The following is an 18,346-nucleotide window of genomic DNA, read 5'->3' as shown; positions in this document are numbered from 1 at the left end:
CGAAGTCGAAGCCGGCCAGATCCCGGTGCACGGGGAAGCGCGCCGAGTTCATCTGGTGCTGGACCGAACGCATCGAACGGTCTGTGGTCTCCGCCTGCAGCAGGTGCTCGACCAGCCAGCGAGAGGCATCCAAGCCGGACGCGGCACCTTGCTCCGCCAGATCGCACCAGGCACTGGCCATGCCGTGCAGGCGCAACGCCTTGAGTTCGACTGTCACGTCACGCATGGTCCACCTCCTGTCCACGCAAGCCGTCGTATCGGGCCGTGTTGGCCAGCGGCGGGGTGACGATCTGCAGTGCCGTCTGCGCACTCTGCGGTGCTGCCGGTGCGGTGAGCCGCCCGAGCACATTGACGACGTGCTCCACGCTGACCCGGCCCGATGGCGGACCACTCTCCAGCGCCAACTCGACCGCCACGATCACCGCGTCCAGCCCCGCCGTCGGCACGATGGCCAACACCTGCGCCATCACGCGATCTCCACCGGCCTGGCGCAGCAGGCCGCGGCGCAGTTGCTGCAGTGCCTCGGGCATGTCTGCGAAGGGCGCACCGTTCCTCAATGCACCAGGCTTGCGCTGGATGAGCGGAATGTAGTGCTGCCAGTCGTAGCGGGTGCCGCCAGAGGCGCTCAGGCGCTCGTGGCGCGCCACTGCCGCGTCTTCTGCGACCACCACGACGCTGCCCGGATACAGCCGCGTGCTGACCATCTGCCCGGCCAGCTCGCAGGGCACCGAGTAGCGGTTGCGTGCCACCGACACCAGGCACGTGCTCGACACCCGGGCAGGCTTCTCTACGTAGCCATCGAAGGGCTCAGGCATGGGCATCAGGTGGGGACGCTCGTGCTCGAGCATCTCGGCCACGCTGAACTGGCTGTGCTCGGGGTGGCGCACCTCGTTCCACAGTGCTCGGCATCGCTCCGCCAGCCAGGCATTGAGTTCGACGAAGGAGCCGAAGCGGCGCCGGCCCGCCTCGATCCAGATGCGCCGACGGCTGTCCTGTACGTTCTTCTCCACGCGCCCCTTCTCCCAGCCCGAGGCGACGTTGCAGAAGTCGGGGTCGTACAGGTAGTGCGCGCACATCACGGCGAAGCGGGCATTGACGGTGCGACCCTTACCCTTGTGAACCTTATCGACGGCAGTGCGCATGTTGTCGTAGATCCCGCGGCGCGCCACACCACCCAGCGCTGCAAACGACCTCGTGTGGGCATCGAACAGCATCTCGTGACCTTGGCTCGGGTACGCCACCAGCCAGAACGCACGGCTCGCGCACAGCTTCAGGTGCGACACCTGCATACGGTAGTAGATGCCGCCGACGACCAGGCCTTCTTCGCTCCAATCGAACTGGAAGGCCTCGCCGAGCTCGAAGGTCAGTGGAACGAACGCGGTGACGTTGACTGCCTGTCCCTCGCCCTGGCGCCACGCTCGAACGAAGTCAGTGACGGCCGAGTAACCGCCGTCGTAGCCCGCCGCCTTGATCTCGGTGTGCAGCGCACGTGCCGTGCGCCTCTCGTGCTTGGCCCGTCGCGCATCAGCCGTCAATGCCTGCTTCAGCGTTGCCTCGAACGCACTGAGCTTGTTCGGGCGCGCTTCGCGCCGGTACTTCGGTGCCTCGGCAACCGGTGCCCGCAGCCACTTCGACACCGTGTTGCGCGACAGCCCCGTCATGCGCGCTATCTCTCGCTCCGACAGCTTGTCCCTCACGTGCAGCCGTCGGATCCTGCCAATCATGTCCATGGTGATCACTCCTCGAACCCCGCTGCTTAAATAAACAGCAGGGTAGGTTGAACACCTGGCTCACTTTTACTTCGGCACTACCTACAAAACTGGCTCAGTTTCCGGTCGGCGCCAACAAGCCTGACGCCCTCGAAACCCTCTTCGAGGGGCTCGAAATCTAGGGACCGGTAGCTTTTTAATTCAAGGAAACCAAATGGCATTCGATTCGCAAACCGCTGACCAACAACACGACGACACCCGGCACGCCGACGCCGCGCAGTTGCAGGGCCGTGATGTGCTCATTCCCCTGAACCGTCTGTTCCTCTCTCCGACGAACGTGCGACGGACGCGCAACAAGACCAGCATTCCCGAGCTTGCCGCGCTGATCGCATCGCAAGGGCTGCTGCAGCGCTTGTGCGTAACGGACGCAGGCGAAGGTCGTTTTTCTGTCGAGGCCGGGGGCCGGCGCCTGGAGGCGCTGGAACTGCTGGCCGGTGTCGGTGAACAGGCTTCGCTCAAGCAGCTTGCAGACCTGGGCGTGACGCTCAGTCTCCCGCTGGACGCGCAGGTCGAATGCAAGTTGGTGGACCAGTCCCGGGCGGTCGAGGTGTCCGCTGCTGAAAACTCGGGCCGCGAAGAAATGCACGTCGCGGATCAGATCGAAACCTTCGCATCGTTGATCGCCACGGGCTTGACCGAAAAGCAGGTCGCAGTCCGCTTCGGCGTCTCGCCGCTGACGGTGCAGCGTCGGCTGACCCTCGCAGGCGTCGCGCCGCGCTTCCTGCAGATGCTGCGCGAAGATTCGATCGACATGGACCAACTGCAGGCGCTGAGCTTGGCTAGGGACCATGACGCGCAGATCGCGGCTTGGGACTCCCTCCCCACCTATCAGCGCTCGGCGTACATGATCCGTGAAGCCCTCACCGAAAAGGAGCTTGAGGGCAACAGCCATCTCGCCAAATTCGTGGGCGTGGATGCTTACATTGCCGCAGGTGGCGCGGTGCGGCGCGATCTTTTTGCCGACGATGGGGATTGCTGGTTCCAGGACCCCGCCCTGGCGCAGAAACTGGCGATGGACCGGCTGGAAGCCGTCGCCGAAGAAGAACGCGCTGCGGGCTGGTCCTGGGTTGAAGTCCACATGAGTGTGGACCATCAGATGATGAACCGCTTCGACCAGGAACGTCCGCGCGTGCGCAGGGCGAGCGATGAGGAAGCCGCAGGCATCGAAGAATGGAAGGCTGCAGCAGAAGCCGCGCGCATGCTCATCGAACCCTTGGAGCGTGCATGGCATGCGGCACCTGCAGGAAGCGCCGCCGAGGCTGCGGCCGCAGCACCGCGCGAAGAGGCCAAGGAGCATGCGGCCTCGATCCGTCAGGCCTAGCGGAGGTGCAATCCCTCCTGGCCGAATGGAGTGCAAAACAGTTGGCGACTTGCGGGGTCATCGTCACCATCGATGGACGAGGCGCCATCGAAATCAAGCGCGGTCTGATGCGTCCCGCCGACCGCAAAGCCATCGTTGCCGAGCTCAAGAAGTCGGGCAAGCCGGTGCCGGCGCACCTGCAGAACACGAACGCTGTCGGTGGTGGTGCCGGCGGTGAGCGCGCCGCTTTTTCGGAACGCCTGATGCATGACCTGACGGCGCATCGCACTGCGGCGCTGCAGGCTGCTCTGGTGGACAACGCACATGTCGCGCTGGCCCTGGTGGTGCACCGCCTGATCGAGCCGAACGTTTCCTCGCACCGCTACTACGGTAGCGACTGCCCGCTCAAGTTGTCGGCCACCCTGACGAAGAACACGCCGCTGGACGCCCGCGCAAGCGACTACGCGGAGTCGCAGGCCGCAGCGGTCCTCGAAGCAGCCGCCAACCGTGTTGGTGATGAGGTCCCGGGTCAAGGCATCTTTGCATGGCTTCTGTCTCAGGACGACGCCAAGCTCATGGAGCTTCTGGCCTTCTGCGCGGCCAGTTCGCTCGACGCGATGCATGGCCGCGAGCAGGCTACCTACAACAGCACGGACGCACTTGCAGACGCGCTCAGCGTCGACATGGCGGACTGGTGATCTTGATGGTGTGTGACGTAAGTAAAGTTCATGGTGTTTGACCGACATCTGGGTATTCTGTGGCGTTGTCTCTCTAAGACGAATAGCAGGAGGGGGTCCGGAGGAGGATGAACTCTGTGGACAACTTGAATCTGTCGCGATGGCCATCGCTTGATGCCCGGGTGGCGCTGTGCGAACTGGCAGAGCACGTCAAAGAAGACCGGACGTATAGACCCATCGGCGTCGTCGGGACAGAGCGGCTGCACGTGAGCGCGGGTGGCCACGATTGGGAACTGCTGGTCAGTGGGCCCAAATTCTTCGACACGCGAAAAGGACAAGGATCTGGAGGCGCTGTGGACGTTGCGATGCACCTGTTTGGCCTCCCCTTTAAAGGCGCCGTGTCTCTGCTGTGGGAGCGCGACTTTTGAGGCTGGTCTTCTCGACCAAGGACCTTGTGTTAATGGGGCGGCCGGTCATGGACCTTCCCATTCTGTTGGGGGACGACATGCGACCGCTCGAACCAGCACAATCGTTCATCGCGCATCTGTTGCTCGAGCGACATGGTGCTGACAGTCCACTGACCTGGGAAGACTACGGAAGGCGTCTCTATGATTTCTTCGCCTTTCTCGACGCCAACAAGCTGGCTTGGAACGAGAACGCGAGAGCGCCGGGATTGAGCGTGGTGGCCAGATACAAGGACTGGTCCTTGGGTGAGTTGTCCTTGAATCCTTCCACCGTCAACCAGCGACTGAGGCTTGTCGTGAAGTTCTACGAGTGGGCCAAGAAAAAAGGACATATTGATCATCTGCCGTTCGCTTATGAGGACGTGCGGACGACTCGCGCGGCTCAGAGCTTCCTCGCTCACGTCGATCAATCGGGCGGGGTTGTAGGGAGGCCGGCGGTTATGGCACGGGAGTGGACACGTCCCCCAGAATTCTTAACGAAGGAGCAGGTCGGCGCCTGCCGAGTGCAGGAGCTCAGAGCTAGTCATCGCTTGTTGTTTGATCTCATGGAGCGGGTCGGCCTGCGGTCGGTGGAGGCCAGAACCTTTCCGCTGAAATACGTCTTCAACCCCAAGGGCGCGGTTGCTGTGAAGCCGGGTCATATGATCCGGCTCGACTTGGATCCGGCGGACATGAAGATAAAGTACGACAAGCCTCGCAGCGTCGATGTGCCCTATACGCTGATGGAGGACATGTACTCCTACACCTTGTACCAGCGCGAGGTGCTGCGCCAGAGGTCTGGAATGCCGACCCCCTGCTTGATCTTGAACGAGTTGGGAAGGCCGTACACCAGGCCAGCAATCGTGGAGGTCTTCAAGGCGATCGAGCGCAAGATGGGATTCCGCATCCGCGCCCACATGCTGCGTCACACCTACGGCACATACACCCTGGCGAGGCTCAGGAAGAACAGGGACTTCGCGGGGGAGCCGCTGCTCTACGTGCGGGACCGCATGGGACATTCCGACGTGCAAACGACGGCAGTCTACTTGCACGTGATCAACCAGCTGAGTGCGCAAATGGTGCTCGCGCACGAGGACGAGATCGACCAGCTGTTTGAGAACGCTGCACCGAAAGCCGCTTGATGGCCAGAAGGAAGAACTACACAACTTCGCTGGTCACTGCATCAGCTTCGCTGGCTGAAACCAACGAGCCCCTCTGCGCGCGCATCAACATCGAGGAAAACCTGCCGCCCGGCGGCCGAAACTCCACCGGAAGGCGCAACATCGACCTTGCGCCCTGGCTCGGTAGAGGCATAGACGAATGGGTGTGGCCCTGCGTGAGCACCCTGCAGTCGCTGCTGAGAGGGGGCAGCGTGCAGGCCACCACGGTCGTGAGCTACGGAAAGAACGGCCTTCCTGCCCTCTTCGAGTTCCTGACCACCTCCCGAGCCGAGCCCCTTGCCGCCCGTCCCTGCGATCTGGTTCCGCAGCATCTCACGCAGTTCGTGAGTTGGTTGAAGCATCGGCATCCGCGTGGCGCAACAGCCAAGGGCATACATAGCCGGGCCAAGGCCGTCTTGATCTGCCTTATCGATCGGGGTCACCTGCGCGCAGACAGCAAGAGCTTGTTTCCGCAGAACCCCTTCCCGGGATCGAACGGCAGCATGCGGGGCGAAATACCCTTGAGCAATGCGGAAATGCAGCGCTTGGCCGCAGCGCTCAAAGCCGACATTGCCGACATCCACCATGGTCGTCTCGTCGTGCCCATGTCGCAAGCCCTGACCGACTTCATGCTGATCATTGCGATGCGTTCGGGCATGAACACGACGCCACTGCTGGAGTTGGGTCGCGATTGCCTGCGTCCCCATCCCTTGCCGAATATGCGCGTGTTGGAGAGTCACAAGCATCGCGGGCGCAATACGCAACTGAAGGCTCTGCGCTTCTCCAGGGCCAACGCTGAGCAAGCGACCTTGCCGTTGGATGGGGTGGCAGTCTTGAACCGCGTCCTGGAGATGACCCAACCCCTGTTGGCCGAGGCGCCAGTCGCGCTGAGGGAGCGCCTGTGGCTCTACCGTTCTGGGCGAGGAGGTGCCCGCGGCCAGATCACCTGTCTATCCGAAAGAGCGATCCAGACTGGAATGAAGGTGTTGATTGAGCGACGGCAGGTGCTCAGCGACGACGGAGTCGCGTTGAGGTTGAACCTCAGCCGGCTGCGCAAGACGATGTCGCAGAGCCTGTGGCGCCTGAGCGATGGGGATCTATTCGCCGTTGCAGATGTGATGGGACATTCCCCCCAGGTGGCCGACCAGAACTACCTGCGGCTGGATGACCGAATGAAGGCGGAAGGCGCTGTGTTCGTTGGTGAGGCGTTGCCCGCCAAACTGCGTGGATGGGTCTCTAGCGACGAGGTGATCCCGACAGCCGAAAACCAGTTGAAGAACACCCCCACTGGCGGCTGCAAGGACACGCTTTATGGCGACAAGGCGCCCAAAGATGGCAGCAATCATTGCGAGCAGTTCACTCATTGCCTGGGGTGCCCGAGCTATGCCATCGTGGGCACGGTCAAGGACCTGCACCGCCTCTTCAGCTTCCAGATCTACTTGCGTGCCGAGGCTGCGTACTACACCTCAGACGAGTGGTCCGAATGGCGCGATCACCACCATCGCCTCATCGACCTGATCGACCGGTTCACGATCGAGCACTTCGGCGAAAAGTTGGTGGCTGAGGCCAAGGCATTGGTCGATCGCGGGCCCCACAAATTCTGGATTCTGAGGATGGGGCGGGCGAGGCGCTCGCGCTCCTCAAGCGAGGGAGTGTCTCGTGGGAGCTAGGGAAAGCCAGCAGGCCGCGCCGCGGATCCCGGTGGCCTACGAACTGGTCGGCGCGCAACCGGTGTCGCTCGTGGGTCTGTCCGATCGTGATCGAGCCTCGATCGTGGTAGCGGCCGTCGCGGACCACAACGGAACAGAACACGTGGTTAGCCGCTTCGGCGACACCCGATGGGACCTGCGCAGCCTCTTCAAGCTCGACAACGTGCCTGAAAGCAGGCAGGTCGTCATCTGGCCTGAGGATTGCCCGGCGGCGTTGGTGGACGACTTCAAGGCCGTGCTCTATGCCTGGTTCAAGCGAGGCCGTCCACCCTGGAAGCCGCCAGGAGCCAGGTCGTTGTGCTCGGCCGTGAGGGATGGCTCGCGGACATTGCGCTGGCTGGCCGGCATGGGTCTGAAGCGCTTCGATCAGATTCGGCCAATCCACATCAGCAACTACCTGCATTTCTGCAAGGAAGACCTCAGGCTCAAGCCAACCGCTGTCTATAACCGCTTGGCGCTGTTGGACCTGCTGTGGGCGTTCCGGGTCGACACAAAATACGCGATGCCGGAGTATCCATGGGGAGAGTTGAACCTCGGCGTTGTCGCGGGCAGGATGGAGGTCCGCGGCAAACCCGCAGCCACTGAACGCACAGGCAAGACGCCGGTCATTCCGCCGACGGTTCAGTCGGCAATCTTCAACTATTGCGAACGCGTCATCGGCGAGGCCGACGCGCTGCTCGACGCCCGAGATGCCGGGAAGATCGCGCCGTTGGACGACGCGCTGCTACGCATCCGCGATGCGGGTTTGTACCTGCTATCTATCAGCACCGGCATGCGCAACTCTGAAGCCACGGGGCTGGAGAACGACAGCTGGCGCACGGAAAAGGTCAAGGGCGTGACCTACCACTGGGTCAGGACCGTGGAGCAAAAAACCGGCAAAGGCTTGGTCGAGTACCTCGCGCCACCCGAAACACTCAACGCGCTGCGCATCGTCCAGCGGTACGCGAAGCCGCTGCAGGAGCGTCTGGCCCGGGAGATCAATAGACGGCGGCTCGAAGCCGAAGTTGAGGGCCCCGATCCTCGGGAATGCTTGCAGCGTCTGTACAGGGCAAGAAAGAGCGCGAAGAAGCTGTTCATAGGAGCGAACGTCCATGGCGGAGATGACGGATCCGGGGCGGGCGGCCGCATCGATGTCTTGACCGAGATGGGATGCGGGTTGGCCTTAGACCGACTCGCTCGAGCTGCGGGCACGAACTGGAATCTCACCAGCCACCAATGCCGCCGGACCTACGCCCGAATGTTCGTGGAATCTAAGATGGGGCGAGTCTCGCTCATCTTCCTGAAGTGGCAGCTCAAGCACACCAGCATGAGCATGACGCAGCTCTACGCAGCCAACCCTCTACAGGACGCAGGGCTCTACGGCGAGTTCATCGACGAGATGTCCTGCCTCAAGGTCGAAATAATGGAGTCGTGGCTGAGCGACGCTCCACTCAGCGGCGGTGCGGGCCGAAAGATCACGGAACTCAGAGCGATCCCGATTGCAGATCGCGCGCTGCTGCTGAAGCACACAGCGGACTCGATCCACATCCGTCCAACTGGGCACGCCTGGTGCCTGGCGCAGGAAAGAGGCTGCGGCGGAGCCGGGCTGTACGAGGCCACGCGGTGCGTTGACTGCAAGAGCGGTGTGATCGACGAAAGCTTCGCCTCGGTCTGGCAGGGCATCCACGCGCAACAGCTTGAACTACTGGATCTGGATGATGCCGGCCCCGCGGTCCAGCAACGCGCTCAGCGCGAGGTTCGGCTGTCTCGAAGGGTTCTGGAGGAACTCGGCGTCACCCCGATGCCTGTGGACGGGCTTAGCTCCCTCGAAATGGGTGAGGGGGCCCGATGAAGAAGGGGCCGACGCAACCGGCATCATCCACGGACGCGCCGTCCAGGACGTCCAGGGGCAGGAATGGGCTGAAGACCAAGGAAGACCTCCAATGCGCCATCCTCAGGCTACAGAATCTCGGCCTGAAGATCAGCATCAGCGCCGTCGCGAGGGAGGTTGGTGTTGCGGCGCCGCTCATCCACAACACGTACCCGGACATCGCCGAGGCGATCAGGCGCATCGTGGGGCGGGGCACGCGCGAGCAACGCGATGAGAAGCGCAGCGCCTTGGTGGCCGAGCGTGTTGCCAACAAGGCGCTCAGAGAGGTGATCGTCAAGCTCAAGGAGGACCTAGACAAGCTCGCCTCGGTCAACATGACGCTGATGACTCAGATCAGCGTGCTGGAGGCGGTCGCGGCGGGCAAAGTGGTGCAAATCGCAAAGGCCCGGAAGCGCTCATGAATGAGACGGAAACTGCAGTTTTGGGTGTTACTTCAATGGCGGGCGCACGGACTGATCCCGGCGCGCTTTACCGGGACGGGCAACCATACTGATGCGCTGCAAAAAATATGCGGGTAATCGCAACCGACGGCAGCATCCCGCAGTCCTACGTGCTCGCCACGGCTAACGGGGTTTCCGCAGATGGCAAACACAAGTGCGACGAAGCTCATGGAGGTCTCGCGCGGCTTTGGTGGGACACAGAGTGGGGATGTGACTAGGCACGCGGACGTTCATGAAGCCAGCCTGGGAGGCGCGGCCTCAGACCTCTCGGCGCGTCGTCGAGGGGAATTGCGACCGAATCGGGTCGGGATGTCCTCAGATCCGACGATGCCGAACATTGATCAGCATCCCTCGGACGATTCTCCGTTGGCGTGTCACCCTTGAGCGTGAATTTTTTCCCGCCTCAAGCGCAAGGCATTTGTGATGACCGACGCCGAGCTCAGGCTCATCGCCAAGGCCGCGATCATCGGCGACAGCAGCCAGCCCGTGAACGGGAACAGCACGCCTGCGGCCAGCGGCACACCGAGGGCGTTGTAGAGGAATGCGAAGCCGAGGTTCTGCTTCATGTTGCCGACGGTCTGCTCGGAGATGACACGCGCCTGCGCGATGCCGCGCAGATCACCCTTGACCAGGGTCACCTGAGCGCTGTTCATCGCCACATCGGTGCCGGTGCCCATCGCCACGCCGACGTCGGCCTTGGCGAGCGCGGGTGCGTCGTTGATGCCGTCACCCGCCATCGCGACGATGCGGCCCTCCCGCTGCAGCTTTTCCACCAAGGCCAGCTTGTCGGCCGGTTTGACTTCCCCGTGCACCTCGTCGATACCCAACCTAGCGGCGACGGCCCGGGCCGTGGTCAGCCCGTCTCCCGTCGCCATGATCACCCGCATGCCCGAGGCCTTGAGCGCGGTCAGCGCCTCCATGGTGGTGGTCTTGATCGGATCCGATACCGCGAGCAAGCCGGCAGACTGACCGTCCACCGCCAGGAACATGACACTGGCGCCCTCCGCGCGCATCGCCTCGGCCTGCGGCTTCAGATCGTCGACCACCACGCGCAGCTGGTCCATCAGCGCCGTGTTTCCGAGTGCCAGCTTCCTGCCACTTACGCCGCCGCTGACCCCGATGCCGCTGCTGGATTCAAAATCGTCAGGCGAGGTCAGTGCGAGATTGCGCTCGCGCGCCGCGCGCACGATGGCGTCTGCCAGAGGGTGTTCGCTTCCCTGGTCCAGGCTTGCCGCGAGGCGCAGCACGTCATCCTCGGTGAAGCCAGGTGAAGGCACTGCGCGCTCGAACTGCGGCCTGCCCTCCGTCAACGTCCCTGTCTTGTCGACGATGAGGGTGTCGACCCTGCGGAAGTTCTCGATTGCTGCGGCATCGCGGAACAGCACGCCCTGCGTCGCTGCCTTGCCTGTGGCCACCATGATCGACATCGGCGTCGCCAGGCCGAGCGCACACGGGCAGGCGATGATGAGCACTGCCACCGCGTTGATCAGACCGTAGACCCAGCTCGGCTGCGGCCCGAACAGCCCCCAGGCGAAGAAGGTCAGCACTGCGATGCCAATGACAGTCATGACGAAATAGCCGGCTACATGGTCGGCCATGCGTTGCATCGGCGCCCTGGAGCGCTGCGCCTGCACGACCATCTGCACGATGCTCGCAAGGACGGTCTGCGAGCCAACCCTTTCCGACTGCATCACCAATGCGCCGTTGGTGTTCAGCGTTGCGCCGATGAGCTTGTCGCCAACCCGCTTGGTGACGGGCAGCGGCTCGCCGGTGAGCATCGACTCGTCGACAGCACTGCCGCCTTCGATCACGATGCCGTCCACGGGTACCTTCTCCCCGGGCCTGACGCGCAGCTTGTCGCCGACGTGCACGTGGCTGACCGGCACGTCTTCCTCGGTGCCATCGACGCCAATCCGGCGTGCTGTCTTGGGCGCGAGACCCAACAGCGACTTGATCGCCGCGGAGGTTTGCGAACGTGCCTTGAGTTCGAGGATCTGGCCCAGCAGGGTGAGAGAAATGATCACCGCGGCGGCCTCGAAGTAGACCGAGACACGCCCCATCGACACGAACGACGCGGGAAACACCCCGGGGGCCACTGTGGCCACGACGCTGTAGACAAAGGCCGCGGCGGTTCCGAGACCGATCAGGGTCCACATGTTCGGGCTGCGATTCGCCACGGATTGCACCGCGCGTTTGAAGAACGGCCAACCGGCCCAGAGCACGATCGGCATGGTGAGCACGAGTTCGATCCAGCTCTGCGTGCCCATCTCGAACCACTGCAAACGGTGGCCGGCCATCGCCAGCACCGTCACGATGACGGTGAGCGGCAAGGTCCAGATGAAGCGTCGCTTGAAGTCTTTGAGCTCGGGATCCTCTCCCTCGTCGAGGGTCGGCATCTCGGGTTCCAGCGTCATGCCGCACTTGGGGCAATTGCCCGGATGGTCCTGGCGGACCTCCGGGTGCATGGGGCAGGTGTAGATCGCGCCCGCGGGGGCAGGCTGCGCGGGACCTACAGGCGCGAGCGCGACTGTCGGCGGTGCACCGTACTTTGCCGGGTCGGCTGCGAACTTGGCCTTGCAACCCGCGCTGCAGAAATAGACCGGCTTGCCGCCGTTCTGCAAGACGTGCGGCGACTGCGCAGTGACCGTCATCCCGCAAACGGGATCCTTCAGAACCGCATCGGTGTCATGGGAAGGTCCTCCAGCGCTGTGCGGGTGCGCGCCATGATGCCCCTCGTGGGGCTCATGCGGGTTGTGAGGCGTAGGGTTCATTCGAGCTCTCCAACGAAATTTGGTTGTGCGCACCTCCGGCAGGCCCCCATCCAGTGCACACTGGTCCGCACGACACAGCATCAGCCGATGTAGGCCGAGGCCACGTGCGTGCCGGATCACTTTGGCGGGTAGCCTGCTTCCATCAGGGCCGCAGTCACGGACGCACGATCCTCGGTGCTGTCGATGCGCACCGTCTTGGTCGGCAGGTCAACCTCGATCTTCGCCTTGGCGTCCAAGTTCTTAACCGCCTGGGCGATCCGGCTTGCGCAGCCGCCACAGGACATCGACTGGATGACAAATTCATGCATGAGGACTCCTTGTCTGAAAGTGATTCAAGTGTCAGGCTTCACATAATGTGAAGGTCAAGCGGATCTCGCAGATTTCCCCATCAGCAGTGCCATCAGGTGGGCCACGCCTGCCATCATCGCGTTCATGCTAATGGACTCGGGCGCGAATGACTTCTTGACATTCCCCCAGTAGGTGCCGCCCAACGTGTTTTTCATGCAGAGCGGCTAAAAGATGAAAAGGCCTGAAGCGGAACCCATGATGTATTTCACGATCAGTCCACACCCTATTTCCGAAGCGGCTTGACGAACACCTTATGCTCTCCACGGGCAGGCTCCTTGTCCGTCATCACGTCGAGCAGCAGGCCCACGGGACCCAGATACAGGGTGCGAGGAAGAGCCCCACTTCATCACCGCAGGCTCAGGGTTGTTCCTCAACTGGTCCAAGCAACGTAACCCGTCGAGCGAACCAGGCGGCCAGGAAGTAGTCGATGGGAATGAACCTAGTGATCCCGTATGTGTGGGTTCCGGCGCAGCACAATGCTGCCGCCGGTCACCTTGCGCCATGCGGACCGGGAGAGCCCTGGGTATCAATGTGAGCGTGCCTCGCACGAAGCGTTTTACCGCTCAGGGGTTCTTTTTCATCCATGCATCTAGTTGCGCGATTTCCTTGGTTTGATCCTTGATGATCTTGCGCGCCATCGCTTTGAGCTCCGGCGATTCTCCGTGCGTGATCTCCGGCTTGGCCATCTCAAGTGCCTGCTGGTGATGCATCTTCATCAGCATCGCGAAGTCCTTGTCGGTGTCGCCCGACATCTGCATCTTCTGCATGCCGTCCATGCCACTCATCATGGACTTTTTCATCTCATCCGATCCGCCGCCCTTCTGCATTTGTGCGGGAGACATTCCCGTTGGCGTCGGTGAAGTGGGGGTTTGCGTTTGCGCCGCCGCGGTCAGCGCAAAGGCTGCGAGCGCACAGGCGCTCGCCACGGTCTTGAAAGTTATGGCGTTCATGGTTTTTCCTTGGTGAGTGTGAAATCAATGAGTCATTTCAAGGCACGCAACCGCGCAGGCACGACAGGCCTTGGCGCAGGCCTGGCAGTGCGGGGCCTTGTGCTTCTCGCACTCCTCCGCACAGGCTTCGCAGATGTCTGCGCACAGTTTGCAAATATCTGTTGCCCACTCGCTGCCGCGGGCGATCGCGGCGGCTGCGAACTGACAGATCTCCGCGCAATCCATGTCCAGCGCGATGCACCGGGACATCATCTTGACGTTGTCTTCTTTCAAGCAGGCCGCCGCGCAGCGATTGCACGCGGCGGCACACTCATTGCAAGCCTCGATGCACGCAGAGTCGGTTTCATGTGACATGGTTGTCTCCTTTTACGTAGTGGCCGGCGATCGGCAGAGAGGGACGATGGAATCGCCCCGGCTTGCGCGACCCGACGGGTCGCGTGTATATGAAAAGACCTTTGCACAACCGCTTGGCGCGGATCGATATGACGGCGAGATCGATGTCGACTGAGAAGTCACCCGACCTGTCGGGAGAGTGCCGAAGCCGCGAGCAGGCGTCTGTCGGACGTCAACCCGGTCATGGCTGCAAGTTTCCGACAGCTTCCGCGTGCTGGAGGAAGCTGGCTCGCCGGCAGACCACCCCGGCTCAGCGTGCGGCTTCGATCTTCGTGACAACGATCTTGCCGTCAATCTTTTCCGCCTGAAATCGGACCTTGGCGCCGGTCTCCACCTTGTCGAGCATGGCGTCATCCTTGACCCCGAACACCATCGTCATGCCAGGCATATCGAGGTTCTTGAGCGGACCGTGCTTGATCGTGAGCTTCTTGTTGTCCTTGTCGACCTTGCGGATCTCGCCTTCGCTGAATTCCGAGGCCGCATCCGCGCCACCGGCCACTGGCGTTTTCTCGCTCATGCCCGGCATGTCGGTCATGGATTTGGATGGCTGCGCGCTGGCCGCGCCAGCAAACGAGAGTGCGGCAACGAATGCCAAGAGTGCGATGCGAATGTTCGACATGAGAGTCTCCTTGGAGATGAATGAATTTGGAGTCCCGACACGACTCGAGGGAGGCCCGCATCGGGAGCGTCTCACTTACTTGCCGGTCTTGGTCACGTTCACGGCGCCCTTCATGCCCATGTCGTAGTGGCCGGGCTGCAGGCATGCGAAGTCGACCTTGCCGGCCTTGGTGAATTGCCAGACGATCTCGCCGCTCTTGCCTGCGGCGAGCGTCACCATGTTCGGGTCCGAGTGCTCCATCTCCGGGTTCTTCTTCATGACTTCGTAGTGCTCCTTGAGCTCCTTCTCGGTCCCGATCACGAGTTCGTGCTTCAGTTGGCCGGAGTTCTTGACGACGAAGCGCACGGTCTCTCCCTGCTTCACGCTGAGGTCGGCGGGAGTGAAGCGCATGCTGTCGGTCATGTCGACTTTGATCGTGCGGGTGGCCTTGGTCGCCACGCCAGGCTTGCCGATCGCGGCATCGGCGTCATGGCCACCGGCATGAGTACCCGAAGCGGAGGCGCCCGCGGTTGCCAGAGCGACCAGCGCTGCGAGTGCGGTGTTGCGGAAGGTGTGTTTCATGGTTTTCCTTTGGGAGTTGGAGGATCGGAAAAAGGAACGGAGAAATGTCAGTGGCCGGAATGACCGCTGGGGGGCTTGCGAATCTGAACTTCGATGTCCCTGGCGGGCATGTTCTGAGCGGGCATCGCGGCCGCCCCGGCGTCGCGCTGGCGCGAGGTCTCGGGCGCCGGGCCGTCCAGTTCGTAGGCGACGGTGCCCTTGGGGTGCTTGAACCAGCCGGGGTTGGCGTAGTCGCCAGCCTTTTGGTTTTTGCGCACCTTGACGACGCTGAACATGCCGCCCATCTCGACTGAACCGAACGGACCTTCGCCCGTCATCATTCGCGCGGTGTTATCGGGGATCGGCATTTCCATCTCGGCCATGTCGGCCATGCCGCGCTCGCCCATGACCATGTAGTCCGGCACCAGGTTCGAGATTTGCTTCGCGACGTCCTTGTGGTCCAGGCCGATCATGGTCGGCACGTCGTGGCCCATTGCGTTCATCGTGTGGTGACTCTTGTGGCAGTGGAAGGCCCAGTCGCCTTCTTCGTCGGCCAGAAACTCGATTTGACGCATCTGGCCGACCGCCAAGTCGGTGGTCACCTCGTACTGGCGCGCAGACTTGGGCGTCGGGCCGCCGTCGGTCCCCGTGACCAGGAACTCGTGCCCGTGCAAATGCATCGGGTGGTTCGTCATCGTCAGGTTGCCGATGCGGATGCGCACCTTGTCGTTGAGCCGGACGTTGAGCGAGTCGATACCAGGGAAGATCCGGCTGTTCCAGGACCAGAGGTTGAAGTCCAGCATCGTCATGATCTTGGGTGTGGCGCTGCCAGGCTCGACGTCATAGGCGTTGAGCAGAAACACGAAGTCGCGGTCCACCTTCTCGATCAGCGGATGCTCGGCCTTCGGATGTGTCACCCAGAAGCCCATCATTCCCATCGCCATCTGCGTCATCTCGTCCGCGTGCGGGTGGTACATGAAGGTGCCAGGGCGGCGCGCCACGAATTCGTAGACGAAGGTCTTGCCCGGGCGGATTGGCGGCTGATTCAGGCCCACGACGCCGTCCATGCCGTTGGGCAGGCGCTGGCCGTGCCAGTGCACGCTCGTGTGCTCTGGCAGCTTGTTGGTCACGAAGATCCGCACGCGGTCGCCTTCCACCACTTCGATGGTGGGCCCGGGTGACTGGCCGTTGTAGCCCCATAAGTTGGCCTTGAAGCCCGGCGCCATTTCTCGCACTACGGGCTCGGCGACGAGGTGGAACTCCTTGACTCCGTTGTTCATGCGCCAGGGCAGGGTCCAGCCATTGAGGGTGACTACGGGGTTGTAGGGGCGTCCGCTCGATGGCATCAGCGGCGGCATGGTGTTGGGTGTCGTCTGGAGCACAGGCTCGGGCAAGGCGGCCATCGCCACCTTGCTCACACTGGCCGCGGCAATGGCGCCGGTGATGGCACCCGCACCGCTCAGGAAATTGCGTCTGTTTTTCATGGCGTTCAAATCGGTTGGAGAGCTCAAGTGCTGGCTTAGTGGGCGGCGCCAGCGACGGCGCCTTCGCCACCCGAACTGGCCGTCGAAGCACCCATGGAAGTGGGTTTTCCCATCACTGATGCCGCGAGGGCGGCATCAGCCAGCCAGAACTGCTGCTGGGCATTGATGGCGTTGGTCACGCTGGAGATCTGGTCGCGCGCTTCGGCCAGCAACTCGAAGACGCCGATCAGCATGCCGTTGTAGCGAAGCACGTTCTCGTCGGCCATGGCCTGACGCAGGGGAACGATTTCGTCGCGGTAGTGCCGCGCGATGTCGTAAGCCGTGCGGTAAGCCGAGTAGCCTTCACGCAGCTGCGAGGAGGCGCCGCGCACGGTGGCGTCATAGCGGTTGGCCGCGGCCAGCGACTGCGCGTTCAGCGCGTCGCGTTGCGCCGAACCCCAGTCGAACAGCGGCAGTCGGATGTCGAGTTCGAAGCCACGTCGTGTGCTCTTGGTACCTTCCGCGTTGTCGAACACCGTGTCGCGACGACCACCCACTTCGACATCGATGAAAGTCGACAGCAGGTTGAGGCCTTGCGATCTTCCCGCCACGTCCAGCTGAGTGCGTGCGAGCTGAACATCGAGGCGCTGCTCGGTCGCGGTGCCCGCGACTTCCTTCGCTTCGCGAGGGGCCTTGGGCAGGTCGGGCAGACGTTCAGGCAGGGCTAACTTGGCGGCCTGCTCATCGTTCAGCCCCAGGGCACGAACCAACTCCTCTCGCGCAGCGGTGGTCGCGTGCTGTGCCGAGGCCAGCTGGGTCGTCGCGTCCGCGTAGAACACCTGTTGGCGTGCGCGCTGAAGCTTGCTGAAATTTCCGATGAGTTGCATCCGGCGCGCGAGCTCGGCGCTGGCCTGGGCCGACTTGTTGACCTGCTCGGCGTACTGCAGCGACTGCTGTGCAGCGACCGCCCGAACCCAGGCCTGCTTGACCTGTGTGACCTGGTCGACCACGGCGCCGGTCAACTGGACCTTCGCCTGGTTGGCCCGGCTCTTGGAGATCGATAAGCGCTGCGGCAGCAGGATGAGGTCCACCAGTCCGAAAGACAGCAGGCGTCCGAGCTCGAGCTCGCTGTTCATGCGCATTCGCTCGAACGCAAAAATCGGATTGGGCAGCCGGCTGGCCTGGTTGGCTGCGGCAATGTCGCCCCAGCTCTGGGCAATCAGGGCCTGGACGGACGGGCTGTTGGCTAGCGCGAGCTGCACGGCGTCGTTCTGCGACAGCGGCTTGGCCAGTAGTTCCTGCGTCAGCGCCGCGCGGCGATCACGCTGCTCCTGGGTGCGGCTCAACTCGAGCTTGCCGCCGGTGAACTGCTGCGCGTTGGTGTTCGTGTCCTTCAAGGCGTCGTCGATACCGACCGAGGCACACCCGGCCAGGAAAGCGGCTGCGACGGCAATGGCCGTCAAACGCAAAGCGCGCTTCATGGCTTCTCCTTTTTCTCAGGCATGCCTGACATTCCGGGCATCGACATCGAGTGACCAGGTTGCGCGGCAGGTGCAGCGGTACCGCTCTTGGGCGATTCGGCCTCGGCCGCGCCAGTACCCGATGCTTCCTTGGCGTAGGCCTGCCAGCCGCCGCGGCGGTAGACCGTCTCGTTGGCCTCTTTCCAGGGAATGGGCTTTTCGGCAGCAAAGAGTTGATAGCCGTCGAGCGCGGATTTGTAGGTCAGGACCTGCGGCGGTGCCGCAGTTGCGGCGGCGTGAGAAGGCGCAGGCGCGGTGGCCGGCGTGGACGCAGGCTGGGCCACGGCGACCAGTGCCGCTATGGCGGGAAGAACAGCCAGCCAACGGGCCAGCGATGAATGGAACATGGAGTCCTCGCAAGTTCATGAACGGAG

19 protein-coding genes are annotated in these 18,346 nt (G+C 62.7%); 7 read left to right on the top strand and 12 right to left on the bottom strand.

Features of this window, described 5'->3' with window-relative positions; translation table 11 throughout:
- Positions 1-226, bottom strand: a 226-nt coding sequence (locus A9977_RS00310) for an ATP-binding protein (RefSeq protein ID WP_220811409.1), incomplete at its 3' end; no start/stop codon positions are given.
- On the bottom strand, positions 219-1,730 hold the full coding sequence (istA, locus tag A9977_RS00305) for an IS21 family transposase (RefSeq protein WP_183022859.1): 1,512 nt from the start codon (positions 1,728-1,730) through the stop codon (positions 219-221). The genes A9977_RS00310 and istA, both read right to left, overlap by 8 nt.
- Before the next feature lie 193 nt (positions 1,731-1,923).
- Between istA and A9977_RS00300 the strand changes: the two genes are divergently transcribed.
- From A9977_RS00300 to A9977_RS00270, 7 genes are all read left to right on the top strand, one after another.
- Positions 1,924-3,090, top strand: a complete 1,167-nt coding sequence (locus tag A9977_RS00300; protein WP_183022858.1) for a ParB/Srx family N-terminal domain-containing protein — start codon at positions 1,924-1,926, stop codon at positions 3,088-3,090.
- A gap of 5 nt (positions 3,091-3,095) precedes the next feature.
- Positions 3,096-3,767, top strand: coding sequence for a hypothetical protein (locus A9977_RS00295; protein ID WP_183022857.1), 672 nt, complete (start codon positions 3,096-3,098; stop codon positions 3,765-3,767).
- A gap of 107 nt (positions 3,768-3,874) precedes the next feature.
- The gene (locus A9977_RS00290; RefSeq protein WP_220811407.1) at positions 3,875-4,174 is read left to right on the top strand and encodes a hypothetical protein; all 300 of its coding nucleotides are present in this window, start codon (positions 3,875-3,877) and stop codon (positions 4,172-4,174) included.
- A 47-nt stretch (positions 4,175-4,221) separates the two neighbouring features.
- On the top strand, positions 4,222-5,331 hold the full coding sequence (locus tag A9977_RS00285; RefSeq protein WP_220811405.1) for a site-specific integrase: 1,110 nt from the start codon (positions 4,222-4,224) through the stop codon (positions 5,329-5,331).
- Positions 5,331-7,019 (top strand): hypothetical protein, encoded by a 1,689-nt coding sequence (locus A9977_RS00280; protein ID WP_183022855.1) that lies wholly within the window; start codon positions 5,331-5,333, stop codon positions 7,017-7,019. The genes A9977_RS00285 and A9977_RS00280 overlap by 1 nt, the downstream gene beginning before the upstream one ends.
- A gap of 31 nt (positions 7,020-7,050) precedes the next feature.
- Complete coding sequence (locus A9977_RS00275; protein WP_183022854.1) at positions 7,051-8,889, top strand: site-specific integrase; 1,839 nt, start codon at positions 7,051-7,053, stop codon at positions 8,887-8,889.
- The gene (locus tag A9977_RS00270) at positions 8,886-9,329 is read left to right on the top strand and encodes a TetR family transcriptional regulator (protein ID WP_183022853.1); all 444 of its coding nucleotides are present in this window, start codon (positions 8,886-8,888) and stop codon (positions 9,327-9,329) included. The genes A9977_RS00275 and A9977_RS00270 overlap by 4 nt, the downstream gene beginning before the upstream one ends.
- A 413-nt stretch (positions 9,330-9,742) precedes the next feature.
- Here the strand turns inward: A9977_RS00270 and A9977_RS00265 are convergent, their stop codons facing one another.
- The 10 genes from A9977_RS00265 to A9977_RS00220 all read right to left on the bottom strand — a co-directional run bounded on the left by A9977_RS00265 (position 9,743) and on the right by A9977_RS00220 (position 18,319).
- Positions 9,743-12,139, bottom strand: a complete 2,397-nt coding sequence (locus A9977_RS00265; protein WP_183022852.1) for a heavy metal translocating P-type ATPase — start codon at positions 12,137-12,139, stop codon at positions 9,743-9,745.
- A 116-nt stretch (positions 12,140-12,255) separates the two neighbouring features.
- Complete coding sequence (locus tag A9977_RS00260; RefSeq protein WP_183022851.1) at positions 12,256-12,447, bottom strand: heavy-metal-associated domain-containing protein; 192 nt, start codon at positions 12,445-12,447, stop codon at positions 12,256-12,258.
- 54 nt (positions 12,448-12,501) lie between these two features.
- Positions 12,502-12,642 (bottom strand): hypothetical protein, encoded by a 141-nt coding sequence (locus A9977_RS00255; RefSeq protein WP_183022850.1) that lies wholly within the window; start codon positions 12,640-12,642, stop codon positions 12,502-12,504.
- A gap of 408 nt (positions 12,643-13,050) precedes the next feature.
- On the bottom strand, positions 13,051-13,437 hold the full coding sequence (locus tag A9977_RS00250; RefSeq protein WP_259651745.1) for a DUF305 domain-containing protein: 387 nt from the start codon (positions 13,435-13,437) through the stop codon (positions 13,051-13,053).
- A 24-nt stretch (positions 13,438-13,461) separates the two neighbouring features.
- A complete protein-coding gene (locus tag A9977_RS00245; protein ID WP_183022849.1) occupies positions 13,462-13,791 on the bottom strand; it encodes a four-helix bundle copper-binding protein in 330 nt (109 codons plus the stop codon).
- A gap of 289 nt (positions 13,792-14,080) precedes the next feature.
- On the bottom strand, positions 14,081-14,449 hold the full coding sequence (locus A9977_RS00240) for a copper-binding protein (protein WP_183022848.1): 369 nt from the start codon (positions 14,447-14,449) through the stop codon (positions 14,081-14,083).
- 75 nt (positions 14,450-14,524) lie between these two features.
- Positions 14,525-15,010: a plastocyanin/azurin family copper-binding protein gene (locus tag A9977_RS00235; RefSeq protein ID WP_183022847.1), complete on the bottom strand. Its 486-nt coding sequence runs from the start codon at positions 15,008-15,010 to the stop codon at positions 14,525-14,527.
- Between the two features lie 47 nt (positions 15,011-15,057).
- Entirely contained in the window at positions 15,058-16,473 is a 1,416-nt protein-coding gene (locus tag A9977_RS00230) for a multicopper oxidase family protein (protein ID WP_183022846.1), read from the bottom strand.
- A gap of 35 nt (positions 16,474-16,508) precedes the next feature.
- Positions 16,509-17,933, bottom strand: a complete 1,425-nt coding sequence (locus A9977_RS00225; RefSeq protein WP_183022845.1) for a TolC family protein — start codon at positions 17,931-17,933, stop codon at positions 16,509-16,511.
- Complete coding sequence (locus tag A9977_RS00220; protein WP_183022844.1) at positions 17,930-18,319, bottom strand: hypothetical protein; 390 nt, start codon at positions 18,317-18,319, stop codon at positions 17,930-17,932. Before A9977_RS00220 ends, A9977_RS00225 begins: the two co-directional genes overlap by 4 nt.
- Between the last annotated feature and the right edge of the window lie 27 nt (positions 18,320-18,346).

The sequence above is a fragment of the Variovorax sp. UMC13 genome (assembly GCF_014170375.1).
Taxonomy (GTDB): domain Bacteria; phylum Pseudomonadota; class Gammaproteobacteria; order Burkholderiales; family Burkholderiaceae_C; genus Variovorax.
The sequence above is the reverse complement of the archived record's forward strand: the minus strand, read 5'-3'. Positions and strand labels throughout refer to the sequence as shown.

Bases quoted from the DNA above. Each gene is read 5' to 3' on its own strand.
- istA (WP_183022859.1), bottom strand. From the start codon at position 1,730: ATGGACATGATTGGCAGGATCCGACGGCTGCACGTGAGGGACAAGCTG.
- A9977_RS00300 (WP_183022858.1), top strand. From the start codon at position 1,924: ATGGCATTCGATTCGCAAACCGCTGACCAACAACACGACGACACCCGG.
- A9977_RS00290 (WP_220811407.1), top strand. From the start codon at position 3,875: ATGAACTCTGTGGACAACTTGAATCTGTCGCGATGGCCATCGCTTGAT.
- A9977_RS00285 (WP_220811405.1), top strand. From the start codon at position 4,222: ATGGACCTTCCCATTCTGTTGGGGGACGACATGCGACCGCTCGAACCA.
- A9977_RS00280 (WP_183022855.1), top strand. From the start codon at position 5,331: ATGGCCAGAAGGAAGAACTACACAACTTCGCTGGTCACTGCATCAGCT.
- A9977_RS00270 (WP_183022853.1), top strand. From the start codon at position 8,886: ATGAAGAAGGGGCCGACGCAACCGGCATCATCCACGGACGCGCCGTCC.
- A9977_RS00265 (WP_183022852.1), bottom strand. From the start codon at position 12,139: ATGAACCCTACGCCTCACAACCCGCATGAGCCCCACGAGGGGCATCAT.
- A9977_RS00260 (WP_183022851.1), bottom strand. From the start codon at position 12,447: ATGCATGAATTTGTCATCCAGTCGATGTCCTGTGGCGGCTGCGCAAGC.
- A9977_RS00255 (WP_183022850.1), bottom strand. From the start codon at position 12,642: ATGAAAAACACGTTGGGCGGCACCTACTGGGGGAATGTCAAGAAGTCA.
- A9977_RS00250 (WP_259651745.1), bottom strand. From the start codon at position 13,437: ATGAACGCCATAACTTTCAAGACCGTGGCGAGCGCCTGTGCGCTCGCA.
- A9977_RS00245 (WP_183022849.1), bottom strand. From the start codon at position 13,791: ATGTCACATGAAACCGACTCTGCGTGCATCGAGGCTTGCAATGAGTGT.
- A9977_RS00240 (WP_183022848.1), bottom strand. From the start codon at position 14,449: ATGTCGAACATTCGCATCGCACTCTTGGCATTCGTTGCCGCACTCTCG.
- A9977_RS00235 (WP_183022847.1), bottom strand. From the start codon at position 15,010: ATGAAACACACCTTCCGCAACACCGCACTCGCAGCGCTGGTCGCTCTG.
- A9977_RS00230 (WP_183022846.1), bottom strand. From the start codon at position 16,473: ATGAAAAACAGACGCAATTTCCTGAGCGGTGCGGGTGCCATCACCGGC.
- A9977_RS00225 (WP_183022845.1), bottom strand. From the start codon at position 17,933: ATGAAGCGCGCTTTGCGTTTGACGGCCATTGCCGTCGCAGCCGCTTTC.
- A9977_RS00220 (WP_183022844.1), bottom strand. From the start codon at position 18,319: ATGTTCCATTCATCGCTGGCCCGTTGGCTGGCTGTTCTTCCCGCCATA.